Raw genomic sequence first — 18,337 nt, forward strand, 5'->3', positions numbered from 1 at the left:
TGCAAGCGATTGATTTGAAGGCTGATAAAGGGTAGTCATAAACATAAGAGGGTCTTGAGTGATCGAGAGAGAAACGAAGGTCTTGGACCACACGATAGACGTCTTTAAGGACTTCTAAAACAAGCAATCTATTATAGAGAAAGGTTGAAAGTATTGAAGAATGAGCTGAAACGATTTAAGGATATATTGAATGTTACAAGCATTAAGAATTAAACTAAAATTAAACGGCTTGTCTCCTATCCGATACAGGTTACAAGCCGCTTAAAGATTATTTGATTAAAGTGACGTATTTATGGGTTCAGTACATTTTAAAAATAGAAGGGGGTTTTCTTTTTTTTTACTCTAAAATAAATAACTAAGACTATAAAAAACAATGAAAATTATACTTATAGCACCCTGATAATTCAGCTTGTTTTGAATACGGTGATGTTTCTTGACAGGGATTAAGCTTGGTAAGTAAATAGCAAGTGTAACTACAAAGAATAGAATTTGAACGAGGTAGAAAGACTGAGTGGGTAGTGAGGTGTAAACTCCTGTAATACTCGCTAGTACTAGCATTGAAAAGACTATGTATGTAATCTTTACGGGTATTTTTCTTTCAAGTATCTTAAAATTATATATTCCTTTAAGAAACTGCTGATTTATTTCTAAAGCTGTCATCAATATAATAAGGGGTATAAAAGATATCATTGCTTTATTGTTTAAAGTATTCGCCTGTGAATAGTAGGCGATAATATTTAGTAAAAAGCCAGTAAAATAACTATTTAATAGTATATGATAAATGGTCTTAACTAAAGGGACAAATTGGTACTGAACCACTATTATGATAATGTATATAATTAACAAAATATTTATAATGTAGTGCTGGTTTATCATAAAGAACAAAGCGGCTGTCAGCAAGCCTATTAATAAAAGATAGTATATAATAGGTGATTTAGCCTTGGGATCTTTTAAAATATGATGATAATAATTGTAATGGTTAGTCATATTGCTTAAGATAACAACTAGTGCTAAAAGCCCAAGATCTAACCAGTCGACTTGCTTCACTGAATAAATAGCGGTAGTTAGTCCAAAACCAATCCACGACAAAGGATAGCCTACTAACTGCATCAAAGGATGTTTAAGTATGTTATTAATTGTGTTCATTGAGTTTCCTTTCAAGAGGATTTTATAATTGAAATTGTTTCTATTAGTATTCTAAGGTATAATTTACAACGTTACAACCAAAAGTTCCCGATAGGGTTCACGATTCATCGATTGTGAATTTGCCTTGTAACCAATATAAAAAATGGGGGAAGATAAATGAAAGCTTTAGAGAAAAGATTATTTACATCAGAGTCAGTTACAGAGGGACATCCAGACAAGATTGCAGATCAAATTTCTGATTCAATTTTGGATGCCATCTTGAAACAGGATCCGATGGCCAGAGTAGCCTGTGAAACAGCTGTTAACACTGGCTTAGTTATGGTGTTAGGAGAAGTTACTACGAGTGCCTATGTGGATATTCATAAAATTGTTAGACAGAAGGTTGATGAAATTGGTTATAATCGTGGCAAATTTGGTTTCGACGCCGAAAACTTAGCCATTATTGTTTCTTTAGATGAACAATCAGCTGATATAGCTATGGGGGTTGATTCAGCTATTGAAACAAGAGAAAACCAAGAAAATGTACAAGAAATAGGAGCGGGTGACCAGGGATTGATGTTTGGTTATGCTTGTGATGAGACGCCAGAATTGATGCCTTTACCGATTTCTTTGGCGCACAAATTAACACGTAGACTGACTGAAGTAAGAAAATCTGGACAGTTGGACTATTTAAGACCGGACGGTAAGGCTCAGGTAACTGTAGAATACGACGAACAAGATCAACCCGTTAGATTAGAGGCAATAGTCGTTTCAACTCAGCATAGCGAGGAAGTGTCATTAGAAGAGCTTAGAGGAGCTATTTTAGACCTTGTTATTAAACCAACTATTCCAAACGAATTATTGGATGAAGAAACTAAGATTTATATTAACCCCACAGGACGTTTCATTATAGGCGGTCCAAAAGGAGATGCAGGCCTCACCGGACGCAAAATTATAGTGGATACATATGGAGGGTATGCTCGTCATGGAGGAGGCGCATTTTCAGGAAAGGACGCAACCAAAGTGGACCGATCAGCCTCCTATGCTGCACGCTATATTGCTAAGAATATAGTGGCTGCAGGAATTGCAAAAAAAATAGAAATTCAAATTGCTTATGCGATTGGAGTGGCTCAACCAGTATCTGTTAGTGTGAATACCTTTGAAAGCTCCGATCATTCAGATGCTGAAATTGTTCGGGCCATTCGTCAGGTTTTTAAACTTACACCTAAGGGAATTATTGATATGTTGGATTTGAGGAAGCCAGTTTTCGCCAAAACAGCAGCCTATGGCCATTTTGGCAGAGAAGAAGTTGGATTCACTTGGGAACGTACAGATAAGGTTGAAGAACTAAAGTCTTTACTAATGTAAGCTATTAGGTTGTACTTATCTATTATTTTTAGTAATATATGCTTAGTTAGAATAATTATAAATAACAATTCGGAGGGATTAGAATGAAGTATGTTGTAGTTGGAACATCACACTTTGGTTATGAGTCGGTTCAGACTTTATTAAAGCGTGACCCAGACGCTGAAATTCATTTATTTGAGGCGGGAGAAGAGTCATCCTTTATGGGGTGAGGTTCTCAATCATACCTGGAAGGTATATCTAAAGAGTTGTCAGAGTTACATTTTGCCAATAACGCCTCCTATAGTGAACAAGGTATTATCATGCATCCTGCCAGCCAAGTAATAGGAGTCAACCCAGAAGAAAAAACAGTAACGGTTAAGACAGAAGAAGGAGAGCATCAAGAGTCTTATGATAAGTTACTATTGAGTCCAGGTGGGTTTGCACCACTTCCTCAGTTTGAAGGATATGATTTAGAAAATGTTCACACTTTTAGAGGACCAGAAGATACGCAAGTAGTATACGATCGTATGAAAGAAACTAACCACTTAGTAGTGATTGGTTCTGGTTATATCGGAGTGGAAGTGGCAACGGCATATGCAGAAGCGGGTATAGATGTTACAGTTATTGATATGGAAGATCGTATTTTGCCTGCTTATTTAGATGAGAACATTTCAAAATTACTAGAAGCGCACGGTGCTGATAAAGGCTTACACTTTAAGGGTGGAGAAGCTGTTAAAAAACTATTAGGAGAAGGCAATAAAGTCAAAGCTGTTGTGACCGATAAGGGTGAATATCCTGCTGATACAGTTGTAGTAGCTGTAGGTGTTAAGCCAGCAACTGACTGGTTGAAAGGCACTCTTGAAATGGATGATCATGGCTTTATTCAAACAAACGAATACCTAGAAACATCCGCAAAAGACGTATACGCTGGTGGAGATGCAACTTATATTCCTTTTGCACCAACGGCTGATAAGACAAATATTGGTCTTGCTACCTTAGCGAGAAGACAAGGAATCGTAGCCGCTCTTAACGCCTCAGGAACTCAATTCAAGATGCCTAGTGTATCTGGAACTTCTGCCTTGAGATATTTTGACTATACGATTGCTTCAACTGGCTTATCAATGGTCAATAAAGATTTATATGAAGGTAAAGTAGCTTGGAAATATGTAGAAGAAAAAGTTTATCCTGATTTCATGCGTAAACCAGGCACTGTTCATATGATGATTTTCTATGATGAAGATAGCCATATCATTTTAGGTGGACAGCTAGTTTCTAAATTTGATGTAGCCGATTCAATTAATGTGCTTTCAACAGTCATTAATGCCAAATATACGCTTGAGCAACTAGCGTTGTTAGACTTCTTCTTCCAACCTAACTATGACCGTCCATGGCATTATTTAAATGTCTTAGCGATTGAAGCCTTAGGTAATACTGTTGGGGGAGCAGATAAATTACTGTTCTAATAATCATTAAAAAAACTAGTCCATGCTAAAATGGGCTAGTTTTTATTTTAAATTAAATTTCTTTAATATTTCTCTTATAATTTAAGAAGCCGTTGAAGAAAGCGTTTAATTTGTGTAAGATAGGAGTACAGAGATTGAAATTTAGTATATCTAGGAGGCAATCATATGGCTTATGATTTTAAAACGTGTGTCGATCGCACACAGCAAGGTTCTAAAAAATGGTTATTAATGAGAGAGTCTAATAAGAATATTCCTGAGGGGATCGCTCCGCTTTCAGTAGCAGATTTAGACTTCCCAATGGCACCCGGTATCATTGAAGGCTTAAAAAAAGATTTGGACGAACTTGTCTTAGGCTACACCGTACCGAATCAAGCCTATTATGAAGCCGTTAAGAAATGGATGAAAGACCAGCACCAATGGGATGTTAAAGAAGAGTGGATGGTTACCGCACCTGGAGTTGTTCCAGCAATTAATGTTTTCGTTAATGCTTTTACACAAAAAGGCGATGGTATCATTATTTTAGAGCCTGTTTATGGACCTTTTACGGCAGCTATTGAAAATAATGAGCGTAAGAAGATTAATGTTGAGTTAATTAATAATGAAGGATACTATACCATAGATTTTGAAGCATTAGAAGCAGCAGCAAAAGAGGCTAAAGCAATGATTTTCTGTAGCCCTCACAATCCAGTCGGGCGTGTATGGAAGAAAGAAGAACTGGAAAAAGTTGCTAAAATTTGTAAGGAAAATGACCTATATCTATTTTCAGACGAAATTCATTTTGATCTAGCCCATAAAAATTTCAAACATAATGTCTTTGCTAATTTATCTGACGATATTGCACAGCGTGTAGTCGTGGCCACTGCGCCTTCTAAAACGTTTAACTTAGCGGGTTTACAGACATCAAATATCTTCATCGTGAATCCTGAATGGCGTCAACGATATATCGAAACAGCTGAAAAAATGAATTTGCTTTCTGTTCCAGTCTTAGGTCTTTATGCCTGTAAACATGCCTATAATGATTGTTTAGATTGGAAAGAAGCATTAGTAGAATTAATCGAAGAAAATTATCAAATGGCAAAAGCGATGATTGAAGATCAGCTGCCTGAAATTGTAGTAACACCAATGGAGGCTTCCTATTTATTATGGTTGGATTTAACTCCATTAAATATGGAATGTGAGGAAATTATTAAGCTGTTAGAAGCACATCATGTTTATATCAATAATGGTGTGATGTTTGGCTCTTGTGGTGAAGGTTTTATTCGTATTCATTTAGCCCTACCTAAGGAAATAGTCAAAGAGAGTATCGAACGGTTTATTGAAGCCATTAAGAGCAGATAGATTATAAGCTTAAATTGAAATTAAACTAATAAAGATAAAACAAAGAAGCAGTCATTCATGATTGCTTCTTTATTTCTTTTCGATAGTAATTAAAAGAGGAGGGTGATTCCTTTGATTTAAAAAATCAAGAATAGAGATTGTAAACTGATCTTGCGACCATAGCGTTAATTGTTTTATTAATTCTTCTTTTTCAATCGCTCCCTCTTTATGTCCTGAATAAACAACAATAAATATTTTCCCTTTTGAAACTAAGCGCTGAGCAATTTGATTGAGTGCTTGTAAGGTTGTGGAAGCTTTAGTAGTGATTTGATGGCTGGCTCCAGGTAAATAGCCTAAATTAAAAATAGCTCCATGAACTTTAGCTAAGGTTGAAAAACTGAGAACTTGATCAAAATGCTGGTGTCCATTGTTAAAAAGTTGGAAAGAATCGGATGAAAAGATTTTTAGCTTTTGTTGAGCTATTTCCAGTGCTTGAACTTGAATATCGAAAGCAAAAAGTTTTCCAGAAAAAGCCGGGTGGCTTAATATAAAAAAACTGTCATTTCCTTTTCCGAGAGTAGCGTCAATATAATTTCCAGCAGGGAATCTTTCAATTAATTTTCCTAAAGCATCATGACTAGACTGTAAGGCATTCTTCATTATTCCACTCTTTCTAATAAAAGTTGACTGCCATCTGAGGAAGTGAGTATGGTAGTCGTACCCTTAAACTTTATTTCATATTGCTTTGCTTGGTGCGCTGATTGAATAAGATTTAAATAGTTTCCTTCTAAATAATAACGCGCTGTAAAATTTAACTCCTCTTTTTTATCAATCAGCAAATCCCTTGTTTCTTGTAGAGATAAATCCAACTCTTGTTCGGCTTGTTCTAGGAAATTATCTTCATTCAGTTGAAAGTGAACAAGCTCATCTTGAAAATCTACTTGATAAATAAGTGAATCATTTAAAGTAACTTGCCAACAGTGATTTTCAAGTTTTTTTTCATTTAAGAAAGAACATCCTGACAGAAGAACAAATGAAAGGATGAGTATATGTTTTAAATAGGACTTCAAAAAAATCGCTCCTCTATATTGTGGCCATTTATTCATACTATACTCGCTAATGTATTCAATTAAAAGTAGTCAAACCAATATTGATATATTTCATTTATGTTACTTATGTTAAAAATCCAATAAAAGTAACGATAAAGGAACATTTTTTATTAGAGATGGCATATAATACAGTATGTATCCGTATGGAAATTTATTTAATTTGGAGGCTGAAGGATGATTCAACAGCGAAATCGGAGAATGCGTCAGCAAGAAAAAATCCAAAGACGCAAACTATTTAAGAAAATTTTCACCAATATTAATGTTGGTGTAATGTTACTGTCAACAAGTGTGTTAACACAAGTTCAATCTGAAAATGCCATTGTTCATGCTCAGAAATCTCAAAAGAAATTCTCTCCACAAGAATTTATCAATAGTATCGGGCAATCTGCGAAAGAAATTGCTGCTAAAAATGATTTATATGCTTCTGTTATGATAGCCCAAGCAGCGTTAGAGTCCGGCTGGGGAAGTTCAACACTTGCTCAAGCACCTAACTATAATCTGTTTGGAGTCAAGGCAGGAAAAAAGGATAAAAAAGTGGAAATGGATACTCTAGAAGATGATGGGACAGGATCTTATTATCAAATTAAAGATAACTTTAGAAAGTATGATTCTTATGCTGATTCATTATTGGATTATGCTAGAGTATTAACTGGTGAAGGATCTGCTTGGAGAAAAAGCTATTATCAAGGAGCTTTAAAATCCAATACAACTTCGTATCAAGAGGCAACAGAACATTTAACTGGACGTTATGCAACAGATACACGCTATGGCGGAAAATTAAACCAAATAATTAGCCAATATCAATTGGATCAATTTGATGGCCCCAATCAGTCCACTACAATTAAACCTACTACATCACCAGAAACAAGCATTGTAGACGAAACTGTTTCAAGTGAAATCGTTTCAACCAATGGAAGCTATAAAGTCCAGCCGGGTGACGGATTTTATAAAATAGCCAAGAAATTAGGCGTAAATGTTGATGACTTAATAAAAGTTAATGGAATGACGATTCAATCAGTTATCCATCCCAATCAAGTTTTAAGGATACCTGGTCAAACTCAAGTTACTAGTCAAGTAAATAAATTATCTATCAGCAAGCCTTCTGCAAGCAAGCCGGTTGAAAATACGAATGAACCTGTTGATAAGAACACTGTAAGCTCAACAACTAAAGGGCTTTACACTATTAAAGCGGGCGATTCTTTATATGCTATTGCGAAAAAGCATGGTGTGCGTATTAACGACTTATTATTAGCTAACGGCATTCACTTAAATACTGTTATCCATCCCAATCAAAAATTGATAATTCCTGGAAGCAATATGGGTGAAGCGTCTTCTCATCTTGTTAATAAAAAGCCAGTATCTACGCCAAAAGAAAATCTAGTAGTTACAGATAAAACTCAAGAAATTAAACAAAATACAAGTGGGGATTATATAGTAAAAGCAGGTGACTCTTTATGGGCCATTGCAAATCGCCATGGAATAACATTAGCTAACTTATTAGAAGCAAATAATCTACAAGTTAACAGTCTAATTATTCCAGGCCAAAAATTAAATATTTCCACTAAAACTTCATCAAGTCAAGCCCTAGCTCGTCAAGCAACGAAGTTAGAAACTAAAGTAGAAGTTATTAAGCAAGATGACGTTTCAATCGAATCTTCAGTAACTGTTTCTACTCCATTAAAGTCTGAAACGGTTAACTTAAGTCAAACAATTAATGAAGAATCAAATGAAAGCACTAATGAAGTAGTTTCAACGGGTTCTTATGTTGTAAAGGCTAATGATACTTTATATGCGATTGCACGTCGTAATGGCTTAGATGTTAATGATCTGATTGAAAAAAATGGTGGAACAACCATTTATATCGGACAAATTATTAATTTTTAAAAATTTAAAAATGTAGGACCTAGTAAATTGTGGATCATCTAAAGAGAACTTACATTTGGTGAAAGTAAGTGTTGAAAAGCTTTTGAACTCTTCCTTTTAATGCTCGAGCTAAGCGTAAAGTGTTAACTTGAGACGTTTGCTGCGTTAAAGCATAGAGCATTAGCTCTCAGCTAATGAAATAATAGGTGGTACCGCGCGATTGCGCCCTATGAAGTTGTCTTTGAGATGATTTCATAGGGCTTTTTTGTATAAAAGATTAGATAATTGGAGGAAAAGAATATGACATATCAGCATCGAGTAATTGAGAAAAAGTGGCAAGATTATTGGGATAAAAATGAAACTTTTAAAACTAAGGATAGAGCAGACCGAGAAAAATATTATGTATTAGACATGTTTCCATACCCTTCAGGTCAAGGACTACACGTAGGTCATCCAGAAGGTTACACTGCTACTGATATTATGGCCAGAATGAAAAGAGCACAAGGTTATGATGTTCTTCATCCAATGGGGTGGGATGCTTTTGGTTTACCAGCTGAACAATATGCCTTAGATACTGGTAACGATCCAGCAGATTTTACAGCAAAAAACATCGCCAACTTTAAACGTCAAATCAAATCTCTAGGCTTCTCTTATGACTGGGAGCGAGAATTTGCTACTACCGATCCATCCTATTACAAATGGACTCAATGGATTTTTACCAAACTTTATGAAAAAGGATTGGCTTATCAAGCGGATGTTACCGTTAATTGGTGTGAAGCTTTAGGAACAGTATTAGCTAACGAAGAAATTGTAGATGGTGTGTCAGAACGTGGCGGTTACCCTGTAGTCCGTCGTCCAATGAAGCAATGGGTATTAAAAATTACAGCCTATGCCCAGCGTTTACTTGATGATTTAGAAGATTTGGATTGGCCGGATTCAGTTAAAGAGATGCAACGCAATTGGATAGGCCGCTCTGAGGGAGCTTTAATTGATTTTGAAGTAAAAGATAGTCCTTCAATCATTACAACTTATACTACCCGTCCAGACACTTTGTTTGGTTTGTCTTATATCGTTTTAGCACCAGAGCACGAGCTCGTTAAAGACTTAACGAGTCCAGAACAAAAGACAGAAATAGAAAGCTATATTGCTGCTGCTTCGATTAAAACGGATTTAGACCGTACTGAACTTGCTAAAGATAAAACGGGTGTATTCACTGGCTCATACGCCATCCATCCTGTAACAGCTAAAGAGATACCTATTTGGATTGCAGACTATGTATTGGCTTCTTATGGAACAGGTGCGGTCATGGCGGTCCCAGCTCATGATCAAAGAGACTATGAGTTCTCACAAAAATATGATTTACCAAGATATGAAGTGATTAAATCCGAAGAAGGAATTCAAAATGAGGCATATGTAGAAGATGGAATGCATATTAATTCTGAATTTTTAGATGGTTTGAACATAGAAGCAGCCAATCAAAAAATGATTGAGTGGTTAGAAGCTAATGCTAAAGGACAAAGAAAAGTTAACTTCCGCTTAAGAGACTGGGTCTTCTCTAGACAAAGATATTGGGGAGAGCCTATTCCAGTTATACATTGGGAAGATGGTACAAGCACAGCGATTGCTGAAGAAGAACTACCTTTACTTTTACCTAAGACAGACCGCATTAAACCTTCTGGAACAGGCGAATCTCCATTAGCCAATGTTAAAGATTGGCTGGAAGTTGAAGATCCCAAAACAGGCATGAAGGGCCGAAGAGAAACAAATACTATGCCACAATGGGCAGGTTCTTCCTGGTATTTTTTACGTTACATGGATCCAAATAATACTGAAGCGATTGCTTCTGAAAAGGCATTAAACAAATGGCAAAATGTCGATCTCTATATAGGTGGAGCGGAACATGCTGTTTTACATCTTCTTTATGCCCGTTTTTGGCATAAGTTTCTTTATGATTTGGGGGTCGTTCCTACTAAAGAACCTTTCCAAAAACTCTACAATCAAGGAATGATTTTGGGTGAAAACAATGAAAAAATGTCTAAATCGAAGGGAAATGTGGTTAATCCAGACGATGTAGTTAATGAATATGGCGCAGATACATTGAGAGTATATGAAATGTTCATGGGCCCCTTAGACGCATCGATCGCTTGGTCAGAAAATGGCTTGGAAGGTTCAAGACGTTTCTTGGATCGCGTATGGCGTTTATTTATTGAGGAAACGACGGGTCAAATAAGTTCAGCTATTCAAGAGTCTGAAGATGATCAATTGACTAAGATTTACCATCAAACAGTCAAAAAAGTGACAGAAGATTTTGAGCAGTTACATTTTAATACAGCTATTTCTCAACTAATGATTTTCTTAAATGAAGCTAGAAGCGTCGATGTATTGCCTAAGAAATATGCCAAAGGCTTTGTTCAGTTGTTAGCTCCAATTGCACCGCACTTAATGGAAGAGTTGTGGCAAAAATTAGGGCACTCTGAATCATTATCAGAAGCAAGCTGGCCAGAATATGATGAGTCACTCATTAAAGATGAAGTTGTTGAAATTGTCATCCAAATTAACGGTAAAGTTAAAGCAAAACTCGATATAGCTTTGGATTTAGAAAAAGAGGCTATGGAAGAGTTAGCTCTTGCAGAAGCAAGCATAAAAAAAGAGTTGGATGGTAAAACAGTTCGTAAAATCATTGCTATTCCTAACCGTTTGGTTAACATAGTGGCTAACTAGTTAAAGTGCTAAGAAATCGTTCTTGATATAGATACATGTTATATTAGAGACGAAATATCAATAAAAGGGGTGTAGTAAGTGTCTGATAATCAATTTGATGATAAAAATCAGGGATTTAAAAATGATTACGACCGTTTTGATACACTAGAATTTACAGAAGAAGATCTCGAAAAACTGAGACATCCTAATCCTCGGCCAATGGATTCAGATTATTTTGACCGAGAGATAAAAGCTGATCCTAATACAAATCAACCGATCGAAAATTTAGTAGATCATCAATTGACAGAAAATGAAAAAGAGTCAGCCATTAACAATCAAACTACTGAAGAACAAGCAGGAGAATTACTTGAGCAATTTGAAGATAACTCAGAGGAAGTAATTGAAGCCGAGGAAGAAATCGCAGACAATCAAATTGAAGTTAGTTCTCTAAGTTCAATTGAGGATACTGATAAAGAAAGGGAATTCTCACAGTTAACTCAAAAAGTTGAAATTATGAAAGATCCAGCTAATCATCTTAAGGAAACACTGGAATTAGAAATAGAACCAGATCTTTTTACTCGTCATGATTTTGAAAAACAAGATGGTCATGGAAATGAAAATGAGAACCCCTTCCAGTATCGATCGATTGAGGAAAGCCTAAGAAAAGAGCATCGAAATAAGCGGGCTGCTAATGTTAGACCTGGATTCTTTCAAAGAGTTTTCCAGATAGTTTTTTCAACGCGTGATGAATTTGAACCCCTTACTTCTGAAGAACGAGAAGATGAAGAAGTTGTGCATGAGTCTCTCAACACCAATACTTTTGAAGTTGAATCCTATGATTCAGACGAAGCATTGATTGATAATTCTTTAGCGAGTGAGGAAGCAGTTAGTCTAGAACAAGAGTCTCTTAACGAATTGGACGTAATTAATAATAGCCATCCAGCTGAAGATATTGAGGATAATAGTCAAGCTGAAACTGAAAGTCTCTCTCAAACTCCTAATTCAAGTTTAAAGAGTAGTTCAAATTCTCTTGAGGAAGCATTGACTGATGGGGAATCGGCAGAAAGTTCACCAGCTGAAAATATAGACGAAGGGAGGGAAGATAAGGAGTTTGAGTCACAATCTTTATCGCAAGAAAAGACTCAAGATAGTAACAATCGTCAATCTCAAGAAGAGCAGAATTCTTCCTCTGTCGAACCTGCTTTTTCTAAAGTCAATTTCAATTCCAAGACCAATGAAAGTTCTTCTGATGAAAAAGATTTAGAATCGCAAAAGTCATCGCAAACTCAAATGTATAATGATGAAGAAATAGAAGCTTTAGCATGGGACATCTTGCCTGAAGATCATTATAAACAAGAGCAAATAACTCCTAAAAAAGGATCTAATTTATTAGATAAGGTTAAAGTCAATTCACGCAATGCCTGGGCTAAAATTGCAGCTAATTCTACAAAGCTGTTAGAGAAAACCAAGCAGTCAACCAGTCAAATGCTACAAACGGTTCAAAATCATGATGATAAAGACAGTGAAGTTGAAGGAGAAAAAGAGACACCAACTGAAAAACAAGCGCCTTTAGATGCGATTCTTGAACAGGAATCGTCTGATGAAAATGAACAAGCTGCAATCATTAATAATGATGACCAAGAGTCAATAAATGAAGAAGAAAAACCCAAGGATAGGGATAATTTATCTGAAGAAGAGTCCATTGCAGAAGAAATTTCGCAAAAAACTTCTTATTACGAAGCGCCAATTTTAACGGATGTCCTTCTTGAAGACACCTTAGATGCTAATCTTTTTGAAGCAGAAAAAGCTCAGCAAGAACTGAGTGAACAAGGCCATTCTGAAGATAAATCTAAATTTGTTGCTGGTGCTGCTTGGTTGTCAATGGGACAAATACTATCCCGAATTATTGGGGCTTTATATATTATTCCATGGGCAGCTTGGCTAGGGGCAGAATATTCTCAAGCAAACTCTCTTTATGCTGTTGGATATAATCCATACGTATTTTTCTTATCAATTGCAGTAGCTGGTTTTCCTGCGGCGGTTGCTAAGCAGATAGCCTTTTACAGCACTAAGAAAGAATTTAAAGTGGTCGACAAGCTCTTTAAATATTCACTGGGAATTATGGCCTTCTCAGGTATCTTAATTGCTGCAATCTTTTATTTAATCGCACCTGTATTAGTAGCTAATTCACCAACAGATAACCAAGAAGCGGCAATCATTGTCGTTCGTTCATTAGCACCGGCTCTCTTGATTTTACCTACTTTAAGCCTATTTAAAGGATATTTCCAAGGTTATAGTCAAATGATACCGCTAGCCCTTTCTGAGGTTCTGGAACAAATTATGCGAGTTCTTTATATCTTAGGTGCTACTTACCTGATTATGATGGTTTACGAGGGATCGATTACAGACGCGGTTGCTCATTCAACTTTTGCAGCCTTTGTTGGAGCCTTCATTGCCTTGCTCTTCTTGGTTGGTGCTTATATTATTCATAATCGAAAAATGAAAAGTATTAAAGAGACATCCTTAAATAAGATGGATATCGATTTCATGGATAGCCTAAAAATTATGCTACGTGATTCGATTCCTTTCATCTTGCTTGGCTCAGGTATAATTTTTGCACAAAATATTGATACCTATACCTTTAAACAAATCCTTGTTCGTACCAGTGTGTTATTAAATTCAGAAATTGCTGAATTATTTGGAGCGATGAGCTTAGATGTTAATAAATTAGTGATGATTATTGTATCATTTGCTGTAGCTATTGCGGCTTCATCAATCCCAGCTGTTTCAAGTAAGTACGCTGAAGGAAATATTAATAAAACCAGTGAATTAATCAAAAATATTGTTCTTTTATTCACCTTTATCATGCTGCCAGCCTCAATCGGAATGGCGATTATAGCTGACAATGTCTATCCTTTCTTCTATCCAGCAGGTATTTCTGCAGGACCGGGTTTATTAACGACAGGATCATTTACAGCTATTGTATTAGGAGCATATACTGTTTTTGCAACCATTCTTCAATCAATGGATTATCGTCGGTTTGCAATCACTTATTTACTGGTAGGTTTAGCAATTAAGCTTGTTCTACAATTTCCAATGGTAGCGTTATTCCAAGCTCACGGTGCTTTACTGGCGACCTTCTTTGGCTTTGCTGTGGCTGCTGTTTTAATGTGGATGAAGATTTGGCGTGTAATCAAAATTCGTGATCGTTATTTTGTAGGTGATATTGTGCGCATTGTGATTGCGACAACCATTATGGCAATTGGTACTTACGGTTGGAATCGTTTAATCAATCTGATGATGGATCCAGTAGGACGAGGCTTAACTTTAGTTCAAATCATTATAGTCGTTTTGATTGCCATTCTTATCTATAGTGGGACTATGGCCCTATTCGGTATGTTGCCGATTATTATCGGTGATTACCGTGCGGATTTACAAAAGAAATTGAGTATCCACCGATGAGATTAGATAAATTATTAAGTCATATGAATTTCGGCTCTAGAAAAGAAGTCAAGTCTTTAATTTCAACAGGAAGTGTTCGAGTCAATGGTGAACAAATTATAAAAGCAAACTTTCAAGTAGACGAAAACAAGGACTTGATAGAAGTAGATGGACAACAAATTATTTACCACAAGTTCATCTATTGGCTCTTGAATAAACCGCAAGGCGTTATCTCTGCCACTGAAGACGGACACCATGATACGGTTATCGATTGTCTACATCCGGATGATTATCGTTTTGATCTCTTTCCGGTAGGGAGACTAGATATTGACACCACTGGTCTCTTATTAATTACCAATAATGGTCAAATGGCTCATCAGTTAACTTCTCCAAAAAAACAAGTTTATAAAACCTATCAAGCTTTAATTGAAGGAAATGTTACGAAAGAAACGGTAGCAGCGTTTAAAGCAGGCTTGGATTTAGGAGAATTTATAAGTAAACCCGCTCAATTATGGATTGATGAAGTAGATTTTGAAAAGAGTCTATCTAAAATTCGCGTTTCCATTAGTGAGGGTAAATTTCACCAAGTAAAAAGAATGTTTCAAGCTTGTCAGATGGAAGTTCTTCAACTTCACCGTTTATCAATGGGACCTCTCCAGCTTGAAGATGACTTAGCTCTTGGAGATTATCGTCAATTAACTCAAGCTGAAATAGAAGCTCTAAAGCCATTGGGTTATGAATAGTAAAAATGCTATTCTCAGAGAAGAAGTCTTATTAAAAAAAAGACTTAAATTTAAAGTAGAGATATAGGGTTGGATAAATTTATATGATATAATGGGAACGGATTCATTTGATGGCAATAGTTTATTAAAGTCAGAATGATTTTGAAATTCTATATTTTATGGAGGTAGAAAGATGGAAAATTTAGACAATATTAATTGGTTAGATGAAGTCACTAAACGTCAAGAAGACTTATTAGAAGATCTTTTTCGGATGATTCGCATTCGTTCAGTTCGTGAAGATGATTTAGCAACAGCAGAGGCTCCTGTTGGACCTGGACCTAAAAAAGCTTTAGAAGAATTCTTAAAAATGGCCCAAGAAGATGGTTTTGAAACGAAGCAATTTGGGCCTTTGGTGGGCCGTGTTGAAATTGGAGAAGGCGATCAAACCTTAGGTATTTTAGGTCACCTGGATGTTGTTCCTGAAGGAACTGGTTGGGACACTGACCCTTATGAGCCAGTAATCAAAGATGGACGCATTTATGCGCGTGGTTCTTCTGATGATAAAGGACCAACAATTGGTGCTTACTTTGCCATTAAATTATTACGTGAATTAGGCGCAGAGTTTAATCAAAAGATTCATCTGATTGTTGGAACAGATGAAGAATCTGGCTGGATGTGTATGGATCATTATGCTAAAGTTGAAAAAATGCCAGACTATGGTTTTTCACCAGATGCGCAATTCCCGATTATCAACGGTGAAAAAGGAAATGTTTCTGCTCAATTTAAATTTGATGCTAAGCAAACAGTGGAAGCTAATCATAAATTGCTTGATTTCCATGCAGGTCTTCGTGCAAATATGGTTCCTCAAGAAGCTTATGCGAGTGTAAAAACTGATCAAGCAGACCAAATAAAAGCTGATTTCCAAGCCTTTTTAGAAGATCAACCTGTATCAGGTAAAGTTTCCCAAGCGTCTGGTCAATTACGTTTTGAACTAACAGGTAAGGCGGCTCACGGATCTACTCCAGAAAAAGGCCATAATGCGGGAACTTACTTAGCTGCTTTCTTAAGTAAGTATACATTTGATAAAAAAGAAGCCAATGACTTCTTAACTCTAGTAGGCGATAAGTTACACCTTGATTTTGAAGGTGAAAAAATCGGTGTCGCTATAGTCGATGATATTATGGGAGCCTTGTCTATGAATATTGGTATTATCAATTTTGATGATGCTGAAGGTGGATTAGTAGATGCTAACTTTAGATACCCTAAAGGAACCGACAAAGATCAAATTCAATCAGCTATTATCAAAAATGTTGCTAACTTAGCAGTGAAAGTGGAAATGAATGGTAATAAAGACCCTCATTATCTTTCACCAGAAGATCCAATGGTTAAAACTTTACTGGATGTATATGCTAAACAAACTGGCAATGAAGTTTATGAAAAAACAATTGGTGGAGGAACTTATGGCCGCTTAATGGAGCGTGGAGTTTCATTTGGTGTCTTATTCCCAGATTCAATTGATACTATGCATCAAGCCAATGAGTTCCTTGCGATGGATGACTTATTAAGAGCTACTGCTATTTATGCAGAATCTATCTATCGCTTAACACGCTAATTGACCATTTAAGCAAACTTTCTAGCCAATTTGCTAGAAAGTTTGCTTTTTTTTATATATTCAAGTAACCTTCAATTCATGAAGAAAAAAGGTGAAATATTATGGAAATTATTCAATCAAAGCAAAATCAAAGAATAAAAGACTACCGCAAATTGCATTTAGCTAAGAATCGCAAAAAGACAGAAACTTATTTAATCGAGGGTGAACATCTTATTGAAGAAGCCATCACTTATCAAGCAGCCATTGAAGTAGTTTTAATGACGCCAAGTTATCATGAAAATCATATACAGACTATTGAACAAATCAAACAAGCTCAAATCGAAGTGTTGATTTTAAGTGAAGAAGTGATGAAGACAGTCGCACTCACTCAACATACCCAAGGAGTGATGGCTGTCATTAAGAAAAAAGAAAGTAATTTAGCTAAAAAAAATATAAATGGTAGCCACTATCTTTTATGTGACGGGGTACAAGACCCGGGCAATTTAGGAACCATGATTCGAACCGCTGATGCAGCAGGTTTTGATGGTGTATTCTTAGCTGAAGGTTGTGTAGACCTCTACAATGATAAAGTCATAAGAGCGAGTCAAGGATCTTTATGGCACTTGCCTATCTATGAAGCTTCAAACGCTCAAATATTTAAAGCCATTCAAGCGAGTGAACTTCCTCTTTATTGTACAGCCGTCAATCAAGAAGCTGAAGATTATCGTAAATTAATCGCTAACCACTGTGTCTTGGTTTTGGGCAATGAAGGGCAAGGTGTTGGGCCTTTTTGGATGGAAAAAGCAGATAAATCAGTCTTTATACCTATGCCAGGAAAAGCAGAATCCCTTAATGTATCTATAGCAGCAGGTATTTTAATGTTTGCCTGGAAACAATGGTCGAATTAGTTAATAAATATTAGCTTTATTAAACTTTTACATAGAATTTACATAAATTTCATATTTGAGGAGTATACTAGAGTTAGATTAAAGAAGGGACGTGGATAAATGGCAATAGCTTGGCAAGATAACCAAGAATATGTGGCAATTGTTAAAGATTTGATGGAGAATGAAAAAGTTCAATCTCTAGAAAAATTTGTCCATCATAAATATACCAATCGTTTAGCACATTCTATTTCAGTGTCTTATCGTTCATACCTTTGGGCTAAACGTTTTAAGCTCGATGCGATCGCTACAGCCAGAGCAGCCCTTCTGCACGATTTGTTTTTCTACGATTCTTGCTCAAAGGATTGCGTAGGCGGAAAAGGCCATAATTATGAGCATCCACGTATCGCTTTAAAGAATGCATTAGAAATCACTGATTTATCAGACAAAGAAAAAGATATAATTTTAAAACATATGTGTGGCGCTACTTTAGATATCCCACGCTATGGCGAGTCATTAATTGTGACTTTAATGGATAAGCAATCAGCTGTATGCGAATTAGTAGAAGGTTTAAAAAGGTGGCTAAAAGCCTCTCTATATAAGAAAGAGCAGACCATTGGATTTAGCGAATAGTGAGGGTGAAATGACTTTTCACTAAAGAGCAAGATGTCAACCGTAAATGAAAATGTCCTGAAATTTTAAAAATTTGCGGGATAAATCTACCGCGCTTCGCTTGGTGAACTCGAGGAAAAAGTGAGAATTTCTATTCTCATCT

Annotated in this window: 14 protein-coding genes, 1 pseudogene, 1 riboswitch and 1 other annotated feature; of the genes and pseudogenes, 12 read left to right on the forward strand and 3 right to left on the reverse strand. The window is 36.1% G+C overall.

Annotated features, from left to right (window positions below; translation table 11 throughout):
* Positions 1–182 precede the first annotated feature (182 nt).
* Positions 183–265, forward strand: a pseudogene (locus tag ACQV2S_RS07910) (IS3 family transposase); the annotation flags it as partial.
* 77 nt (positions 266–342) lie between these two features.
* Here the strand turns inward: ACQV2S_RS07910 and ACQV2S_RS07915 are convergent.
* A complete protein-coding gene (locus ACQV2S_RS07915; protein WP_428874328.1) occupies positions 343–1,146 on the reverse strand; it encodes a hypothetical protein in 804 nt (267 codons plus the stop codon).
* Between the two features lie 66 nt (positions 1,147–1,212).
* Positions 1,213–1,305, forward strand: a riboswitch (SMK box riboswitch).
* Between ACQV2S_RS07915 and metK the strand changes: the two genes are divergently transcribed.
* The 4 genes from metK to ACQV2S_RS07935 all read left to right on the forward strand — a co-directional run bounded on the left by metK (position 1,303) and on the right by ACQV2S_RS07935 (position 5,273).
* On the forward strand, positions 1,303–2,493 hold the full coding sequence (metK, locus tag ACQV2S_RS07920; protein ID WP_428885325.1) for a methionine adenosyltransferase: 1,191 nt from the start codon (positions 1,303–1,305) through the stop codon (positions 2,491–2,493). Its footprint overlaps the riboswitch before it by 3 nt.
* A gap of 83 nt (positions 2,494–2,576) precedes the next feature.
* Complete coding sequence (locus tag ACQV2S_RS07925) at positions 2,577–2,702, forward strand: NADH peroxidase (protein WP_428874331.1); 126 nt, start codon at positions 2,577–2,579, stop codon at positions 2,700–2,702.
* Between the two features lie 36 nt (positions 2,703–2,738).
* Positions 2,739–3,935: an FAD-dependent oxidoreductase gene (locus ACQV2S_RS07930; RefSeq protein WP_428874333.1), complete on the forward strand. Its 1,197-nt coding sequence runs from the start codon at positions 2,739–2,741 to the stop codon at positions 3,933–3,935.
* Between the two features lie 165 nt (positions 3,936–4,100).
* A complete protein-coding gene (locus tag ACQV2S_RS07935; RefSeq protein WP_428875401.1) occupies positions 4,101–5,273 on the forward strand; it encodes a MalY/PatB family protein in 1,173 nt (390 codons plus the stop codon).
* 69 nt (positions 5,274–5,342) lie between these two features.
* Here ACQV2S_RS07935 and ACQV2S_RS07940 read toward each other — a convergent pair whose 3' ends face one another.
* Together ACQV2S_RS07940 and ACQV2S_RS07945 are read right to left on the reverse strand one after the other, a co-directional pair.
* On the reverse strand, positions 5,343–5,912 hold the full coding sequence (locus tag ACQV2S_RS07940; protein WP_428885326.1) for a tRNA (mnm(5)s(2)U34)-methyltransferase: 570 nt from the start codon (positions 5,910–5,912) through the stop codon (positions 5,343–5,345).
* Entirely contained in the window at positions 5,912–6,322 is a 411-nt protein-coding gene (locus ACQV2S_RS07945; RefSeq protein WP_428874336.1) for a hypothetical protein, read from the reverse strand. The genes ACQV2S_RS07940 and ACQV2S_RS07945 overlap by 1 nt, the downstream gene beginning before the upstream one ends.
* A 213-nt stretch (positions 6,323–6,535) precedes the next feature.
* Between ACQV2S_RS07945 and ACQV2S_RS07950 the strand changes: the two genes are divergently transcribed.
* The 7 genes from ACQV2S_RS07950 to ACQV2S_RS07980 all read left to right on the forward strand — a co-directional run bounded on the left by ACQV2S_RS07950 (position 6,536) and on the right by ACQV2S_RS07980 (position 18,195).
* Positions 6,536–8,245, forward strand: coding sequence for a LysM peptidoglycan-binding domain-containing protein (locus ACQV2S_RS07950; RefSeq protein ID WP_428885328.1), 1,710 nt, complete (start codon positions 6,536–6,538; stop codon positions 8,243–8,245).
* Positions 8,244–8,457 (forward strand) — a binding site (T-box leader). It overlaps the preceding gene by 2 nt.
* Before the next feature lie 67 nt (positions 8,458–8,524).
* A complete protein-coding gene (gene leuS / locus ACQV2S_RS07955; protein ID WP_428874339.1) occupies positions 8,525–10,945 on the forward strand; it encodes a leucine--tRNA ligase in 2,421 nt (806 codons plus the stop codon).
* A 78-nt stretch (positions 10,946–11,023) separates the two neighbouring features.
* A complete protein-coding gene (locus ACQV2S_RS07960) occupies positions 11,024–14,386 on the forward strand; it encodes a polysaccharide biosynthesis C-terminal domain-containing protein (protein WP_428885329.1) in 3,363 nt (1,120 codons plus the stop codon).
* Entirely contained in the window at positions 14,383–15,108 is a 726-nt protein-coding gene (locus ACQV2S_RS07965) for a pseudouridine synthase (RefSeq protein WP_428874341.1), read from the forward strand. The genes ACQV2S_RS07960 and ACQV2S_RS07965 overlap by 4 nt, the downstream gene beginning before the upstream one ends.
* A 172-nt stretch (positions 15,109–15,280) precedes the next feature.
* Complete coding sequence (gene pepV, locus ACQV2S_RS07970; RefSeq protein ID WP_428875413.1) at positions 15,281–16,699, forward strand: dipeptidase PepV; 1,419 nt, start codon at positions 15,281–15,283, stop codon at positions 16,697–16,699.
* A gap of 101 nt (positions 16,700–16,800) precedes the next feature.
* The gene (locus ACQV2S_RS07975) at positions 16,801–17,586 is read left to right on the forward strand and encodes a TrmH family RNA methyltransferase (protein WP_428885330.1); all 786 of its coding nucleotides are present in this window, start codon (positions 16,801–16,803) and stop codon (positions 17,584–17,586) included.
* A 99-nt stretch (positions 17,587–17,685) separates the two neighbouring features.
* Complete coding sequence (locus ACQV2S_RS07980; RefSeq protein WP_428874344.1) at positions 17,686–18,195, forward strand: phosphohydrolase; 510 nt, start codon at positions 17,686–17,688, stop codon at positions 18,193–18,195.
* Positions 18,196–18,337: the final 142 nt, after the last annotated feature.

The sequence above is a fragment of the Facklamia sp. P13064 genome, from assembly GCF_050409425.1.
Lineage (GTDB): Bacteria > Bacillota > Bacilli > Lactobacillales > Aerococcaceae > Facklamia.